This window comes from Streptomyces sp. NPDC058880 (assembly GCF_042742535.1).
GTDB lineage: Bacteria > Actinomycetota > Actinomycetes > Streptomycetales > Streptomycetaceae > Streptomyces.
This window is the reverse complement of record NZ_JBHYMC010000035.1, coordinates 53,513-66,738: the sequence shown is the minus strand read 5'-3', so window position 1 is coordinate 66,738 and position 13,226 is coordinate 53,513. Positions and strand designations below refer to the sequence as shown.

Here is a 13,226-nt window from a genome sequence, read left to right as displayed (position 1 = left end):
CGGTCCCGGTCGGGTTATCCGGGCGGGCGCGCCGCGTGTACGCGGCGCGCCCTTTCCGTCCAGCGGCCGAGCCGCGGACCGGCCCTGCACGCGCGGGGTGACCCCCACCCCGTCGTACTGAGGAGTACCGCATGGCCCCCCGTCCCGCTCCGGGTGAGCTCACCTTCGTCGCTCCCCGCGGGGCCAAGAAGCCGCCCCGGCACCTCGCCGACATGACCCCGGCCGAGCGCCGCGAAGCGGTCGCCGCCATCGGCGAGAAGCCCTTCCGGGCCAAGCAGCTCTCCCAGCACTACTTCGCCCGCTACGCGCACGACCCCGCCGAGTGGACGGACATCCCCGCCGGCTCCCGGACCAAGCTCCAGCAGGAGCTCCTCCCGGACCTGATGAGCGTCATCCGGCACATCAGCTGCGACGACGACACCACCCGCAAGACCCTGTGGAAGCTGCACGACGGCACACTCGTCGAGTCCGTGCTGATGCGCTATCCCGACCGGGTCACCATGTGCATCTCCTCGCAGGCCGGCTGCGGCATGAACTGTCCCTTCTGTGCCACCGGCCAGGCTGGTCTGGACCGCAACCTCTCCACCGCCGAGATCGTGCACCAGATCGTCGACGGCATGCGCGCCCTGCGCGACGGCGAGGTGCCCGGCGGCCCCGCCCGGCTGTCGAACATCGTCTTCATGGGCATGGGCGAGCCCCTGGCCAACTACAACCGCGTCGTCGGCGCCATCCGCCGGCTCACGGACCCGGAGCCCGACGGCCTCGGTCTGTCCCAGCGCGGCATCACGGTCTCCACGGTCGGCCTGGTCCCGGCCATGCTGCGGTTCGCCGACGAGGGCTTCAAGTGCCGCCTCGCGGTCTCGCTGCACGCGCCGGACGACGAGCTGCGCGACACCCTGGTCCCGGTGAACACCCGCTGGAAGGTCCGCGAGGTCCTCGACGCGGCCTGGGAGTACGCCGAGAAGTCCAGCCGCCGGATCTCGATCGAGTACGCCCTGATCCGCGACATCAACGACCAGGCCTGGCGCGGTGACCTCCTGGGACGGCTGCTCAAGGGCAAGCGCGTGCACGTCAACCTGATCCCGCTGAACCCGACCCCCGGATCCAAGTGGACCGCCTCGCGGCCCGAGGACGAGAAGGCTTTCGTGGAGGCCATCGCCCGCCACGGCGTGCCCGTGACCGTACGGGACACCCGGGGCCAGGAGATCGACGGCGCGTGCGGCCAGCTGGCCGCTTCGGAGCGCTGACGTCCGCTTCTGACCGGTCCCATTCGGCCACGAGGTACCCTGTGGCCGAACCAATTGCATATTCCGACAGGGGAGCGCCACAGCGCTGAGAGTGCGGTATCCGTCATCCGCAGACCCTCTGAACCTCGCCCCGGTCATTCGGGGTAGGAAGTTCGGTCACCACTCAAGCTGTTGCGCCCTGCCCGGCGTCCGCTCCCACAGAGCGCCGGGCAGGGCCGCGTCTTCTCCTGGTCATCCCAGGAGGAATCACCAGTGAGCACCACCAGGAAGATCGCGGGCGCTGCGCTCGCGGCCGCGCTGGGCGTCACCACGCTCAGCGCCTGCGGCGGCGGCGACGCCAAGGACAAGGCCGCGGGCACCAGCGACGCCCCGAAGTCCAAGACCGTCACGCTCGTCTCCCACGACTCCTTCAACGTGACCGAGTCGGTCCTCAAGGAGTTCGAGCAGCAGAGCGGTTACACCGTCAAGGTGCTGAAGTCCGGTGACGCCGGCGCCGCCCTGAACCAGGAGATCCTCACCAAGGGCTCCCCCCGCGGCGACGTCTTCTTCGGCGTCGACAACACCCTGCTCTCGCGTGCCCTCGACAACGGCATCTTCACCCCGTACGAGGCCAAGGGCCTGGCCGACGTGAAGCCCGAGTACGTGCTCGACAGCGAGCACCGGGTCACCCCGGTCGACACCGGCGACATCTGCGTCAACTACGACAAGGCCTACTTCGCCGACAAGAAGATCGCCCCGCCGCAGACGCTCGACGACCTGACCAAGCCCGAGTACAAGAACCTGCTGGTGGTCGAAAACGCCGCGACGTCCTCTCCCGGCCTCGGATTCATGCTCGCCTCCGTCGGCAAGTACGGCGAGGAGGGCTGGCAGGACTACTGGAGCAAGCTGAAGGCCAACGGCGTCGAGGTCGTCGACGGCTGGGAGCAGGCCTACAACGAGCGCTTCTCCGGATCCGCGGGCGGTAAGAAGGCCAAGGGCGACCGCCCCCTGGTCGTCTCCTACGCCTCCAGCCCGCCGGTCGAGGTGCTGTACGGCGAGCCGCAGCCGGCCGAGGCCCCCACAGGCGTCGCCACCGGCACCTGCTTCCGCCAGACCGAGTTCGCGGGCCTGCTCAAGGGCGCGAAGAACGAGGAGGGTGGCAAGGCCCTCGTGGACTTCCTGATCAGCAAGAAGTTCCAGGAGGACATGCCGCTCCAGATGTTCGTGAACCCCGTGACCAAGGACGCCGCGCTGCCGGAGCTGTTCACCAAGCACGGCGTGGTGGTCGACAAGCCGGAGAACGTGGCACCGGAGACCATCGCCAAGAACCGTGAGCAGTGGGTCAAGGCATGGACCGCACTGGTCGTGAAGTAGCCGCCACGAAGGAGCCGGGAGCGGCGTCGGCCGACGACGCCGCCCCGGTCCCCGGACCGGGGCGGGCACCCGGGCGGGGCGGGAGCGGGCGGGCCACCGCCGTCCGCCTCGCCCTGATGGCCGCCCCCCTCGCCTTCTTCGGGCTGTTCTTCGCCTACCCCGTCGCGGCGATCGTCGGCCGCGGCCTCAAGACCGACACCGGATGGCAGTTCGGCCGGATCGGCGAGGTCCTGTCCCGGCCCGACATCGCCGGCGTGCTCTGGTTCACCACCTGGCAGGCGTTCGCCTCCACCGCGCTCACCTTGCTGATCGCGCTCCCCGGCGCGTACGCCTTCGCACGCCTTGAGTTCCCCGGCAAACAGCTGCTGCGGGCGGTGGTGACCGTGCCGTTCGTGCTCCCGACCGTGGTCGTGGGCACCGCCTTCCTCGCTCTGCTCGGGCGCGGCGGCATGCTGGAGGAGCTGGCGGGCGTCCGGCTCGACACCACCGTCTGGGCGATCCTGCTCGCCCACGTCTTCTTCAACTACGCCGTCGTCGTCCGTACCGTCGGCGGCCTGTGGGCCCAGCTCGATCCGCGCCAGGAGGAGGCCGCCCGGGTGCTGGGCGCCGGCCGGTTCGCCGCCTGGCGGCGGGTGACGCTGCCCGCGCTCGCCCCGGCCGTGGCCGCGGCCTCCCTGATGGTGTTCCTCTTCACCTTCAGCTCCTTCGGCGTCGTGCTGATCCTGGGCGGACCCGCCTACTCCACCCTGGAGGTGGAGGTCTACCGGCAGACCGCGCAGCTGCTGGACCTGCCGACGGCGGCCGTGCTGACGATGGTGCAGTTCGCCGCCATCGGCGCGATCCTCGCCCTGCACGCCTGGACGGTGCGTCGGCGCGAGACCGCACTGCGCCTGGTCGACCCGGGCCGTACCGCGCACCGGCCGCACGGTGGGGCGCAGCACACCCTCCTGGGCGGGGTCCTGCTCACCATCGGGCTGCTGATCGTGGCGCCGCTGGCCGTGCTCGTCGAGCGGTCCTTCGACACCCCCGGTGGCTACGGCCTCGGCTTCTACCGGGCCCTGCAGGACGCCGGCGCCGGCGGCGGCACCTTCCTGGTACCGCCGCTGGAGGCGATCTGGAACTCCCTGCAGTACGCGCTCGCCGCCACCGCGGTCGCCCTGGTCGTCGGGGGACTCGCGGCCGCGGTCCTGACCAGGCGCGGCGGCCGCTTCGTACGCGGCTTCGACGCGATGCTGATGCTCCCGCTGGGGGTGTCCGCCGTGACGGTCGGCTTCGGCTTCCTGATCACCCTGGACGAGCCGCCGCTGGATCTGCGGACCTCGTGGATCCTGGTGCCGCTGGCCCAGGCCCTGGTCGGCGTGCCCTTCGTCGTACGGACCATGCTGCCGGTACTGCGCGCGGTGGACGGACGGCTGCGGGAGGCCGCCGCCGTGCTGGGCGCGTCACCGCTGCGCGCCTGGCGGGAGGTGGACCTGCCGCTGGTGCGGCGGGCGCTGCTGATCGCGGCCGGGTTCGCCTTCGCCGTGTCGCTGGGCGAGTTCGGCGCGACCGTCTTCATCGCGCGGCCGGACCGGCCGACGCTGCCGGTGGCCGTGGCGCGGCTGCTGGGACGGGCCGGCGAACTGAACTACGGGCAGGCGATGGCCCTGAGCACCATCCTGATGCTGGTGTGCGCGGTCTCCCTGCTGGCGCTGGAGCGGCTGCGTCCCGACAAGACCTCCGGAGAGTTCTGATGACCCTGCTTCAGCTGGAAGGGGTGTCGGTCCGCTTCGGCGAGCGCGCGGTCGTCGACTCCGTGGACCTGACGGTGGACGAGCACGAGACCGTGTGCGTGCTGGGTCCGAGCGGCAGCGGGAAGTCCACACTGCTGCGGGTGGTGGCCGGGCTCCAGCAGGTGTCCGGGGGACGCGTGCTGCTGGACGGCGCCGACCAGGCCGCCGTACCCGTGCACCGGCGCGGCGTGGGCCTGATGTTCCAGGACCACCAGCTCTTCCCGCACCGCGATGTCGGCGCGAACGTCTCCTTCGGCCTGCGGATGCGCGGCGGCGGCCGTGCCGGGGGCCGCCGGACGTACCCCGACCGGGTCGCCGAACTGCTCGAACTGGTGGGGCTCCCCGGGGCACAGGGCCGCGCCGTGGCCTCCTTGTCCGGGGGAGAGCAGCAGCGGGTGGCGCTGGCCCGGGCCCTGGCGCCCTCGCCGCGGCTGTTGATGCTCGACGAACCGCTCGGCCAGCTGGACCGGGGGCTGCGGGAGCGGCTCGTGGTCGAGCTGCGAGGGCTGTTCTCACGCCTGGGCACGACGGTCCTGGCCGTCACGCACGACCAGGGGGAGGCCTTCGCGCTGGCCGACCGGGTGGTGGTGATGCGGGATGGCCGGATCGCTCAGGCCGGAACGCCACTTGAGGTGTGGCAGCGGCCCGCCTCGGAGTTCGTGGCACGCTTCCTGGGCTTCGAGAACGTGGTCGCGGCGACGGTGACGGGCGCGGTCGCCGCGACCGCGTGGGGCCGGGTCCCGGTCCCGGCCGGCTCCCCCGAAGGGGAACAGCGGCTGCTGGTCCGCCCGGCGGGAGTCGTGCTCCGCGAGGAGGCGGGCCTGGGCTGTGAGGTGGTGTCCCGGACCTTCCGCGGCACGCACGTCGGCCTGCGGCTGCGGCCGGGGAGCGGCCCGGTACTGGAGGCGGAGTGCGGACTGGCGGGGGCCCCGGCCGTCGGCGACCGGGTCGCCGTGGCCTTCACCCCCGCCGAGGTGGTCGTCCTCCCGCCGGGCGATCGGTAGGACGGGCTCAGGCCGCCTTCGGCAGGATGCCGTCGCAGGCGATGGGCAAGTGCCGGGGTCCGCGGAGCACCGCGTTCTGGCGGTACGGGGGCGGGTCCTCCAGCAGCCGGGGGTTGTCCAGTCGGCGGGCCAGCGCGCTCAGTGCCAGCTGCGCCTCCTGCCGGGCGAGCGGGGCGCCGAAGCAGCTGTGGATGCCGCTGCCGAGGCCGAGGTGCTGGTTGTCCTTGCGGTCGGGGTCGAAGCGGTCGGGGTTCTCGAAGCGCTTCGGGTCGCGGTTGCCGGACGCCAGGACCAGCCACAGTGAGGCGCCCTTGGGAATGGAGACCCCCGCGACCTCGATGTCGCAGAGCGTGGAGCGCTGCGGTACGAGCTGCACCGGCGGCTCGTACCGCAGGAGCTCTTCCACGATCGGGACCGACAGGGCGGGGTCCTCGCGCAGCCGCTGCAGGACGTCCGGGTGGCGCAGCAGGGTCAGCATCCCGTTCGTGATCAGGTTGACCGTGGTCTCGTGACCGGCGATCAGCAGCAGCGCGGAGGTGCTGAGCGCCTCCATCGTGGTCATCGCGCCGTCCGGGCCGTCCGAGGTCGCCAGCTGGGACAGCATGTCGTCGCCGGGGTTCTTGCGCCGCTCCTCGATCAGCCCGGCCAGGTACATGCCCAGCTCCATGCGGGCATCTGTCATGCTCTTGGCCCGCTGGCCGGGGTCCCCGTCCGGATCGGGGTCCAGGCTGGCGGCCAGGGTGTCCGCCCAGACGTGGAAGCGCGGTTCGTCCTCGCGCGGGACTCCGAGCAGCCGGCAGATCACCGAAACCGGGAACGGGTACGCGAACTGGTCGACCAGGTCGACCCGGTCCAGCGTCCCGGAGGTGCCGATGCCGTCGATGAGACCGTCCACGAGGCCGTGGAGTTCGTCGCGCATGTCGTGCACCCGGCGCGGGGCGTGCGGCGGCCCGAACGGACGGTTGGTGATCCTCCGCAGGCGGTCGTGGTCCGGCGGGTCGAGCCTGAGGAAGGAGGGCGGCAGGTCCGCCCCCTCCTCGTCGGCCGACTGTCCCAGCGGATCGTCACCGGTGGCCTTCAGGTTGCGTGCGTCCGAGCTGATCCTCGGGTCGTGCAGCAGGCTCCGGATCTCGTAGTAGGTGCTGACCACGTACGGACCGTCCCCATCGTGGGACACCGGGGTCTTGCGGAGCTCTTCGTAGAGCGGATACGGGTCGGCCCGGTTCGCGTAGTCGATGATCTCCCGCAGCAGGGCTTGTGTCATGACGGGTCCTCGTGGTCCTCGGGGCGGTCGCGGCGCGGTCAGCGCCCGGGGGTGAAGGTCATCTTGCGGTCGGCCGGCGAGTAGCCGCTGAGGGTGATGGTCGGGCCGTGGGTCGGCACCGAGGGGTCGGGGAAGTCCGCCGGTACCGGCTTGTTCCCCTCCGGCCTGCGGTCCACCGTGGAGAACGGCGGCGGGAACGGCGCGGTGCTTTCGATCTGGTGCTCGTAGAACGGCAGCCAGCGGCAGTTGTCGAAGGTCACGGCCGCGATCACCCGCCCCTGGTAGCCGTAGACGGCCGCGAACCGGCGCTCGGCCGGCGAGCCCTGCGTGATCATGATCTCGGTGCCCATCGGCGGCACCCCGACCGACTTGATGTTCACGCCGAACTGCGAGGACCAGAAGGCCGGCACCCACAGGTGGGGGCGGCGGTCCGCGCTCACGCTGAGCATGTTGTGCGCGGCGGTGTCGGCCTGTGCGACGGCGTTGCCCCAGTGCTCCAGGGACAGGAACTGGTAGCCGAACAGGGCGTGCGGGGAACGTGCCACGTCTCCCGCCACATAGATGTCGTCGGTGACGATGCCCCGGACGTCGAAGGCCCGGCAGCCCGCGTCGCAGGCGATGCCCCGGGGGCCGGCGCCCAGTCCGGAACCGGCGAGCCACTCGGTGTTGCGCTGCGCACCGAGGGAGACGACCACCACGTCCGCCTCGACGGTGGCGCCGTCGGACAGGTGGGCGGCGCGGACCCGCCCGGAGGGGTCGCCCTCCAGGGCGGTGACCATGACACCGGTGCGCAGGTCGACCTCGTGCTCGCGGTGCATCTCGGCCGCCACCTCGCCGATCACCCCGCCGAGCGCGCCGACGAGCGGAGCGGAGCCGCGTTCGGCGACGGTCACGTTCAGACCGCGTTCCCGGCAGGCGGAGGCGATCTCGGACCCGGTGAACCCGGCTCCGATGACGAGCACCCGGCGTGGGCTGTCGGTGAGGGCGCGCTGCAGTCCCACGGCGTCGTCGCGGGTGCGCAGGACGAAGACCCCGTCGAGGGAGGCTTCCTCCGCGTTGGGCCAGGGCCGGGCGCGCACGCCGGTGGCGATCAGCAGTCGGTCGTACTCGACCTCGTCGCCGTTGCCGAGCCGGACCCGGCGGGCGGCCATGTCCAGGCCCGTCGCGGGCACTCCGAGCCGCCAGTCGGCGTCGATCGCCCGGCGGCGGGGGAGCGTCGTGTGGTCCGCCACCGCGTTGCCCAGCAGGACCTGCTTGGACAGCGGGGGCCGGTCGTAGGGCTCGTGGGGTTCGTCGCCGATCAGCGTGAGCGAACCGGCGAACCCCTTCTCCCGCATGGTCTCGGCGGCCCGGAGCCCCGCGAGCGAAGCGCCGACGATGACGATGCGGCCTTCGCGCTTGAGGTGCTCCAGGGCGCCGTCGTGTGCGCCGGCAGTGGTCACCGCGGGCCTCCGGAGGGAGCGCTGGAACCGGCGGCGTCCGCGGCCGGCATGTTCGCCATGTCCTCGTCCGTGAGTTCGAGGAGGATGGCCTGGACCGGGCACGCGGCCACGGCGCGCAGTACGTCCTCACGCTGCTCGGGCGGTGCCTCCGGGTTGTAGAGGAGCGACTCGTCGCCGTGCATGGCGAAGACGTCCGGAGCGAGGAAGGCGCACTGGGCGTATCCCTGACAGCGGTTCAGGTCGACGACAAGCCTCATGACAGATCCGCCTTTCCCTCGGCTCCTGCGTCCCCGTCGCCCCCGTGCCCTCCCTTTCACCAGCATGCACGTCGGGTCCGTCGGCCGCCTGCCGAGGTGTGCAGGCACAGGTCAGGGCGGGTCCGACCGGTCTGTCGGGCCGGCCGGACCCGCGGGTGCGGTGTCGCGGCGGGCGCGCAGGATGTACACGCTGACGATCAGCGCCCAGGCGGGGAACAGCAGCTCGGACCAGGGCACGCCGGAACCCACCACGATCAGGGCCAGCCCGATGACCGTGCCCAGCAGGGTCAGCGGCCGGGGGAAGGCGCCGAGCATCCGCGCGATGGTGGAGGTCGCCAGGACGAAGACGGCCGCGACCCGCATGGCGTAGGTCGCGAGGAGGGTGTAGGCGTAATGGCGGCCGAAGTCGGAGGGCGCCCCCTCGCTGAGCACGGTGCCGGCCGCCGCGGCGGCGGCGAACAGGGTGGCGACGAAGACGAAGCCGCTGCCGAGGAACACGGTGGCGACGAAACGGTCCTCCGCGTCGCCGGTGTGCGTGCGCAGGGCCCCCATGAACCACAAGAAGAAGATGCCCGCAAAGGGCACGATCTCCAGCGACACCTGCACGGCCCAGCGGTGGTCCGGGGCGATCGTCGCGTCGGGGCCGCCGGAGGGGATGGCGATCCGCATCAAGGCGATCGCCGTCGCCAGCAGCAAGGCGAAGGCGACTCCCGCCATTCCGGCCGCGCGCCGTGTCTTGAACCGGTCGGTCCTGCGTTCCACACGTCCCTCACTCTCTCCCCAGGTCCAGCAAGCGGCAGACGCTGCCGTGCCACCACCGGGGACGGCCGGCCGGGTGACGGCCGGCCGGGAGAGCGGGGACCGGACGTCAGCCGACCGGCTCCGGCTCCGGCTCCGCCACCGGCACCGGGGCCGGCTCCTCGGCGCCTTCGTGCTTGCCGTACCAGGCCACCGCCACCGCGCCGGTCACGGCCATGACGAAACCGACCACCGCCAGCCAGGCCAGGCCCGGGCGCGAGGCGTCACCGAGCCAGAGCACGCCGATCGCCCCGGGCAGGACCGTCTCGCCCACGACGAGGGCGGCGGTGGCTCCGTTCACCGAGCCGATCTGCAGCGCGACGGTGTGCAGGTACATGCCGCCGACGCCGGCCAGCAGGATGGCGTAGAGGGCCGGGTCGGTGAGGAGGGTGCCGAGGTCGAACGGGTCGACGCCGTCGAGGATGCGGACGCCGACGCCGAGCGCGCCGAATCCCAGCCCCGACAGCAGGCCCGCCAGGATCGCGGCCCCGCCGCCCAACAGGCGGACGGCCACCGTGCCGCCCACCATCAGCAGTGCGGTGATCCCCAGCAGCCACCAGTGCGTGGACATGGGCGCGTGGTGGCCGCCCTCGTGGCCGGCCGCCGTCGCCAGCAGCACCAGCGCGGTGCACACGACACCGATGGAGGCCCATTCCCGGCGGGTCAGCCGGATGCCGAGCATCTTCACGCTCAGGACGGCCGTGATGACCAGGTTGGCACTGATCACGGTCTGGGAGAGGAAGAGCGGAAGGAGGCGGGCGGCCAGGGCACCGAGCCCGAAGCCGACGAAGTCCAGGATGGTTCCGACGATGAACTCCCAGGTCATCGCCGCCTTCGCGGTGGACGAGAGATTCGGGCCGCCGTGGGCGGTCACCCCGGCGGCGGCCGGGGACGTCCGGGCGGCACGGCGCGATCCGATGGCTTGCAGCACGGATCCCGTGCCGTAGCAGATGGATGCCGCGACAGCGGTCAGCAAGCCTATGAGCACCGATGGCTCCGTTCACGTCTGGCAGGTTTTGCGGTACCTCTGCCAGACGTGGGAACGGGCCCGGAAGTTGCCTGTGGAGCTCAGCTCATCGAAGCGAGCACGTCGGGGACCTCGTCCACCGAGTCGACGAGCGCGATCCGCGACTCCATCGCCCGGCCCCGGGCCAGCGCCGTCAGCAGGGGCCAGGCCGGCAGATGCTCGGTCCAGTGGCTGCGGCCGACCAGGACCATCGGTGCCGGCTCGCCACGGGATCCGTAGTAGTTCGGCGTCGCGTCGTCGAATATCTCCTGGACGGTGCCGGCCGCGCCGGGCAGGAACACCACGCCCGCCGTGGACCGGGCCAGCAGCCCGTCCTCCCGGGTGGCGTTCGCGAAGTACTTGGCGATGTGCGCCGCGAAGGCGTTCGGCGGCTCGTGTCCGTAGAACCAGGTGGGGATGCCCACCGAGTCGCCGCCGCCGGGCCAGCGCTCCCGTACGGAGAAGGCCGCGCGCGCCCAGTCGGACACCGACGGCTCGAAGGACGGAGCCTTGGCCAGCAGTTCCAGGGACTCCGCGAGGGCCTCGTCCGGGGCCGGTGCCAGGTAGGCGCCCAGGTTGGCGGCCTCCATCGCGCCGGGGCCGCCGCCCGTGGCCACGGTCAGCCCGGACCGGGTCAGGGTCCGGCCGAGTTCCGCGGCGTCGCGGTAGTCCGCACTGCCCCGGGACATGGCGTGGCCGCCCATCACACCCACCACACGGGCGGCGGCGAGGTGTTCGTCGAGGGCGTCGGAGACCGCGTCGTCGTGGACGGAGCGCAGCATCGAGGAGAAGACGTCACGGTCGGCCGCGGTCTCCTGGAACCATGCGTACGTCGTGGCGTCCGGGGTCGCCTCGTAGCCGTCCGGCAGCCCCTCGAAGAGCTCCTCCGGCGTGTAGAGCAGGCTCCGGTACGGGTTGAAGGGCAGGTCGGGAACGGGCGGGAAGACCAGGGCGCCGTCCGCGCGCACCTTGGCCGAGGCATCGGGCTCCATCGCGCAGCCCAGGAAGACGGCCGCCGAGGTGTCGGCGGCCAGCAGGGCGAACGTCCGGTCCAGCAGGCTGACCGACTGGATCCGGTAGCCGCTGAGCGAGCCGCCTGCCACGACCTGGTCGAATTCGGCGAGCGTCTCGATCTCGATGTCTGCGTTGACCATTCGGCCCACCCTAAGGGCTGGATCCCTCAGCGGGTCAGCGCCAGCGACGTCAGCTGCGCCACACCCCAGGTGAGCGGTACGCACACGGCCACCAGCGCGGCGGCCCGCAGCCCCGCCGCGGTACGCAGGACCCGTGCGGGGGCTGCCGGATCGGGCATCGCCCCGCGTCCGGCGGACTCGGTCCGGCGGCTTTCCACGGCGGATGTGAGAAGGGTCGCTGCGGCGCACAGCGCCACCAAGGCGGCGGCCGGCCAGGCCAGCGGACCGAGCGGCACGTGGAGTCCGCCCCGGTCCCGCAGGGCGAGGGCCGTCAGGGCCCCGGCGGCCACGGAGCACAGCACGCCCAGCGGCGGCCCGATGCGGGAGGCCTGTCGTTGCAGGGACCGTCCGGCCAGCAGCCGGAGCGCGCCCGGGCGGACGGCCTGCACCAGGCTTCCGCAGGCGTAGGCCAGACCGGGTCCCGCGAGGGCGAGCCCGGCGGCGGTCAGCGTCCAGCCCGCGAGGACCCCGCCGCCGTTCCGGCCGGCGTAGGCCTCGGTGGCGAGCCCGCAGGCGGTGAGCGCGATGCCCCAGGGCAGGGCGGTCTGCGGAGCCAGCTGCCGGTGCGGACGCAGCGCGAGGACGGTGGCGGCCGACGCGGTCAGCGGGACGAGGGCCAGCAGCGTCAGGGCGGACGCGACGGGCAGCGGCTGCTCGGCGTGCAGGAGCAGGGCGCCGGAGCCGTCGAACGGCAGGCCGGAGAGGTCCCCGCGCAGGTGCAGGAAGAGGGCCAGGGCCAGGGCGCTGCCCAGGGCGCAGGCGACGGCCGTGGAGATCGCGGCGGTCAGGGCCAGGCGTACGGGTCCCAGTCCGGCGGCGTCCAGTCCCTCGCGGGGCCGGGTGGCCGGGTCGGCCCGGGCGACGGCGACGGCGAAGTGAACCGTCGCGGCCAGCGGGACCAGCGCCCACAGCAGGCGGGGGAACGATCCGGCGGGCCGGGCCATGGCTCCGGCGAGTACGTAGAGCAGCAGGAACCCGGTCCCGGCCGAGGCGGTGGCGACGAGCAGCCGCCGCAGCTGGACGAGGGGCCGGGAGCCGCGGGCTAGGCGGAGAGCGAGCACGCTGCCTGGCCCTCCGGAGTGTCGGGGAGCGGGGACGCGGAGGTGTCCACCGTGAGGTGGCCGTCGACCAGGGGCAGGCGGCGGTCCGCGACGGCCGCCGTGGCCTCGTCGCCGGTGGCCAGCAGCACGGTGATCCCGTGGGAGCGGGCCGCGGTGGTGAGCGCCCGCAGGAGCAGGGCCCGGTCGGCCCGGTGCAGCGGGGCCGTGGGCTCGTCCGCGTAGATCACCGAGGGCACGTGGACCAGGGCCCGGGCCAGGGCGACCCGCTGGCACTCGGCCCGGGTCAGGGCCGCCGGACGCTTGCGAGCGAGGGCACCGATGTCGAGCCGGTCGAGCCAGGCGCAGGCGGCGTGCTTGGCGCTGCGGTGGGAGGCCCCGGCGAGCAGCAGCGGCAGGGCGGCGTTCTCCCAGATCTTCAGCTCGGGCAACAGCCCCGGTTCGGGACCGAGCCAGCCGAAGCGGTCGCGCCGCAGGCGCTCGCGGGACAGCTCTCCCAGGGTGTGCACGGGGACGCTGTTGAACCAGACCTCGCCCTCGGAGGGGAGCAGCTGCCCGGACAGGCAGCGCAGCAGCGTGGTCTTGCCGCTGCCGCGGGGTCCGGTCAGGGCCACGATCTCGCCCTGGCGGACTCCGAGGGAGACACTGACGAGAGCGGGCGCACCGTCGTGCGCGTAGTGAAGGGACCGAGCCCAGAGCACGTCGTTGTCCGGCGGGGCATTCTCCGGTGGGGCCACCATGGCGTACACCTCCGTCCGAGGGAACGAAACGGAGCCCTTCCGGTCACTGGCGCCGCAATGAGATGTAAAGAGATGAACCGCTTGAATGCTGA

12 protein-coding genes and 1 riboswitch are annotated in these 13,226 nt (G+C 72.6%); of the genes, 4 read left to right on the top strand and 8 right to left on the bottom strand.

Annotated features, from left to right (window positions below; translation table 11 throughout):
- Positions 1-131 precede the first annotated feature (131 nt).
- The 4 genes from rlmN to ACFW2G_RS20445 all read left to right on the top strand — a co-directional run bounded on the left by rlmN (position 132) and on the right by ACFW2G_RS20445 (position 5,376).
- Positions 132-1,247, top strand: coding sequence for a 23S rRNA (adenine(2503)-C(2))-methyltransferase RlmN (gene rlmN / locus ACFW2G_RS20460; protein WP_037928391.1), 1,116 nt, complete (start codon positions 132-134; stop codon positions 1,245-1,247).
- Between the two features lie 58 nt (positions 1,248-1,305).
- A riboswitch (TPP riboswitch) is annotated at positions 1,306-1,415 on the top strand.
- An 84-nt stretch (positions 1,416-1,499) separates the two neighbouring features.
- Positions 1,500-2,600: a thiamine ABC transporter substrate binding subunit gene (locus ACFW2G_RS20455; protein ID WP_384449979.1), complete on the top strand. Its 1,101-nt coding sequence runs from the start codon at positions 1,500-1,502 to the stop codon at positions 2,598-2,600.
- A gap of 116 nt (positions 2,601-2,716) precedes the next feature.
- Complete coding sequence (locus ACFW2G_RS20450; RefSeq protein WP_384583329.1) at positions 2,717-4,333, top strand: ABC transporter permease; 1,617 nt, start codon at positions 2,717-2,719, stop codon at positions 4,331-4,333.
- Complete coding sequence (locus ACFW2G_RS20445) at positions 4,333-5,376, top strand: ABC transporter ATP-binding protein (RefSeq protein WP_384449976.1); 1,044 nt, start codon at positions 4,333-4,335, stop codon at positions 5,374-5,376. Before ACFW2G_RS20450 ends, ACFW2G_RS20445 begins: the two co-directional genes overlap by 1 nt.
- A gap of 7 nt (positions 5,377-5,383) precedes the next feature.
- Here the strand turns inward: ACFW2G_RS20445 and ACFW2G_RS20440 are convergent, their stop codons facing one another.
- The 8 genes from ACFW2G_RS20440 to ACFW2G_RS20405 form a co-directional block, all read right to left on the bottom strand.
- Positions 5,384-6,640 carry a cytochrome P450 gene (locus tag ACFW2G_RS20440; protein ID WP_384449973.1) on the bottom strand — a complete coding sequence of 419 codons (1,257 nt, stop codon included), beginning with the start codon at positions 6,638-6,640 and terminating at the stop codon, positions 5,384-5,386.
- Positions 6,641-6,678: 38 nt separating this feature from the next.
- Entirely contained in the window at positions 6,679-8,082 is a 1,404-nt protein-coding gene (locus ACFW2G_RS20435) for an NAD(P)/FAD-dependent oxidoreductase (RefSeq protein ID WP_384583277.1), read from the bottom strand.
- On the bottom strand, positions 8,079-8,339 hold the full coding sequence (locus tag ACFW2G_RS20430; RefSeq protein WP_052031269.1) for a ferredoxin: 261 nt from the start codon (positions 8,337-8,339) through the stop codon (positions 8,079-8,081). The genes ACFW2G_RS20435 and ACFW2G_RS20430 overlap by 4 nt, the downstream gene beginning before the upstream one ends.
- Before the next feature lie 111 nt (positions 8,340-8,450).
- Entirely contained in the window at positions 8,451-9,101 is a 651-nt protein-coding gene (locus ACFW2G_RS20425; protein ID WP_037928404.1) for a hypothetical protein, read from the bottom strand.
- Between the two features lie 106 nt (positions 9,102-9,207).
- Positions 9,208-10,125, bottom strand: coding sequence for a hypothetical protein (locus ACFW2G_RS20420; RefSeq protein ID WP_384583280.1), 918 nt, complete (start codon positions 10,123-10,125; stop codon positions 9,208-9,210).
- A gap of 80 nt (positions 10,126-10,205) precedes the next feature.
- Positions 10,206-11,297, bottom strand: a complete 1,092-nt coding sequence (locus tag ACFW2G_RS20415; protein WP_384583283.1) for an LOG family protein — start codon at positions 11,295-11,297, stop codon at positions 10,206-10,208.
- Between the two features lie 26 nt (positions 11,298-11,323).
- Positions 11,324-12,397: a hypothetical protein gene (locus ACFW2G_RS20410; RefSeq protein WP_384583286.1), complete on the bottom strand. Its 1,074-nt coding sequence runs from the start codon at positions 12,395-12,397 to the stop codon at positions 11,324-11,326.
- Entirely contained in the window at positions 12,379-13,134 is a 756-nt protein-coding gene (locus tag ACFW2G_RS20405) for an ABC transporter ATP-binding protein (RefSeq protein ID WP_384583289.1), read from the bottom strand. The genes ACFW2G_RS20410 and ACFW2G_RS20405 overlap by 19 nt, the downstream gene beginning before the upstream one ends.
- Positions 13,135-13,226 lie beyond the last annotated feature (92 nt).

Coding starts and splice junctions, on each gene's coding strand:
- ACFW2G_RS20450 (WP_384583329.1), top strand. CDS start 2,717: ATGGCCGCCCCCCTCGCCTTCTTCGGGCTGTTCTTCGCCTACCCCGTC.
- ACFW2G_RS20430 (WP_052031269.1), bottom strand. CDS start 8,339: ATGAGGCTTGTCGTCGACCTGAACCGCTGTCAGGGATACGCCCAGTGC.
- ACFW2G_RS20415 (WP_384583283.1), bottom strand. CDS start 11,297: ATGGTCAACGCAGACATCGAGATCGAGACGCTCGCCGAATTCGACCAG.
- ACFW2G_RS20445 (WP_384449976.1), top strand. CDS start 4,333: ATGACCCTGCTTCAGCTGGAAGGGGTGTCGGTCCGCTTCGGCGAGCGC.
- rlmN (WP_037928391.1), top strand. CDS start 132: ATGGCCCCCCGTCCCGCTCCGGGTGAGCTCACCTTCGTCGCTCCCCGC.
- ACFW2G_RS20440 (WP_384449973.1), bottom strand. CDS start 6,640: ATGACACAAGCCCTGCTGCGGGAGATCATCGACTACGCGAACCGGGCC.
- ACFW2G_RS20405 (WP_384583289.1), bottom strand. CDS start 13,134: ATGGTGGCCCCACCGGAGAATGCCCCGCCGGACAACGACGTGCTCTGG.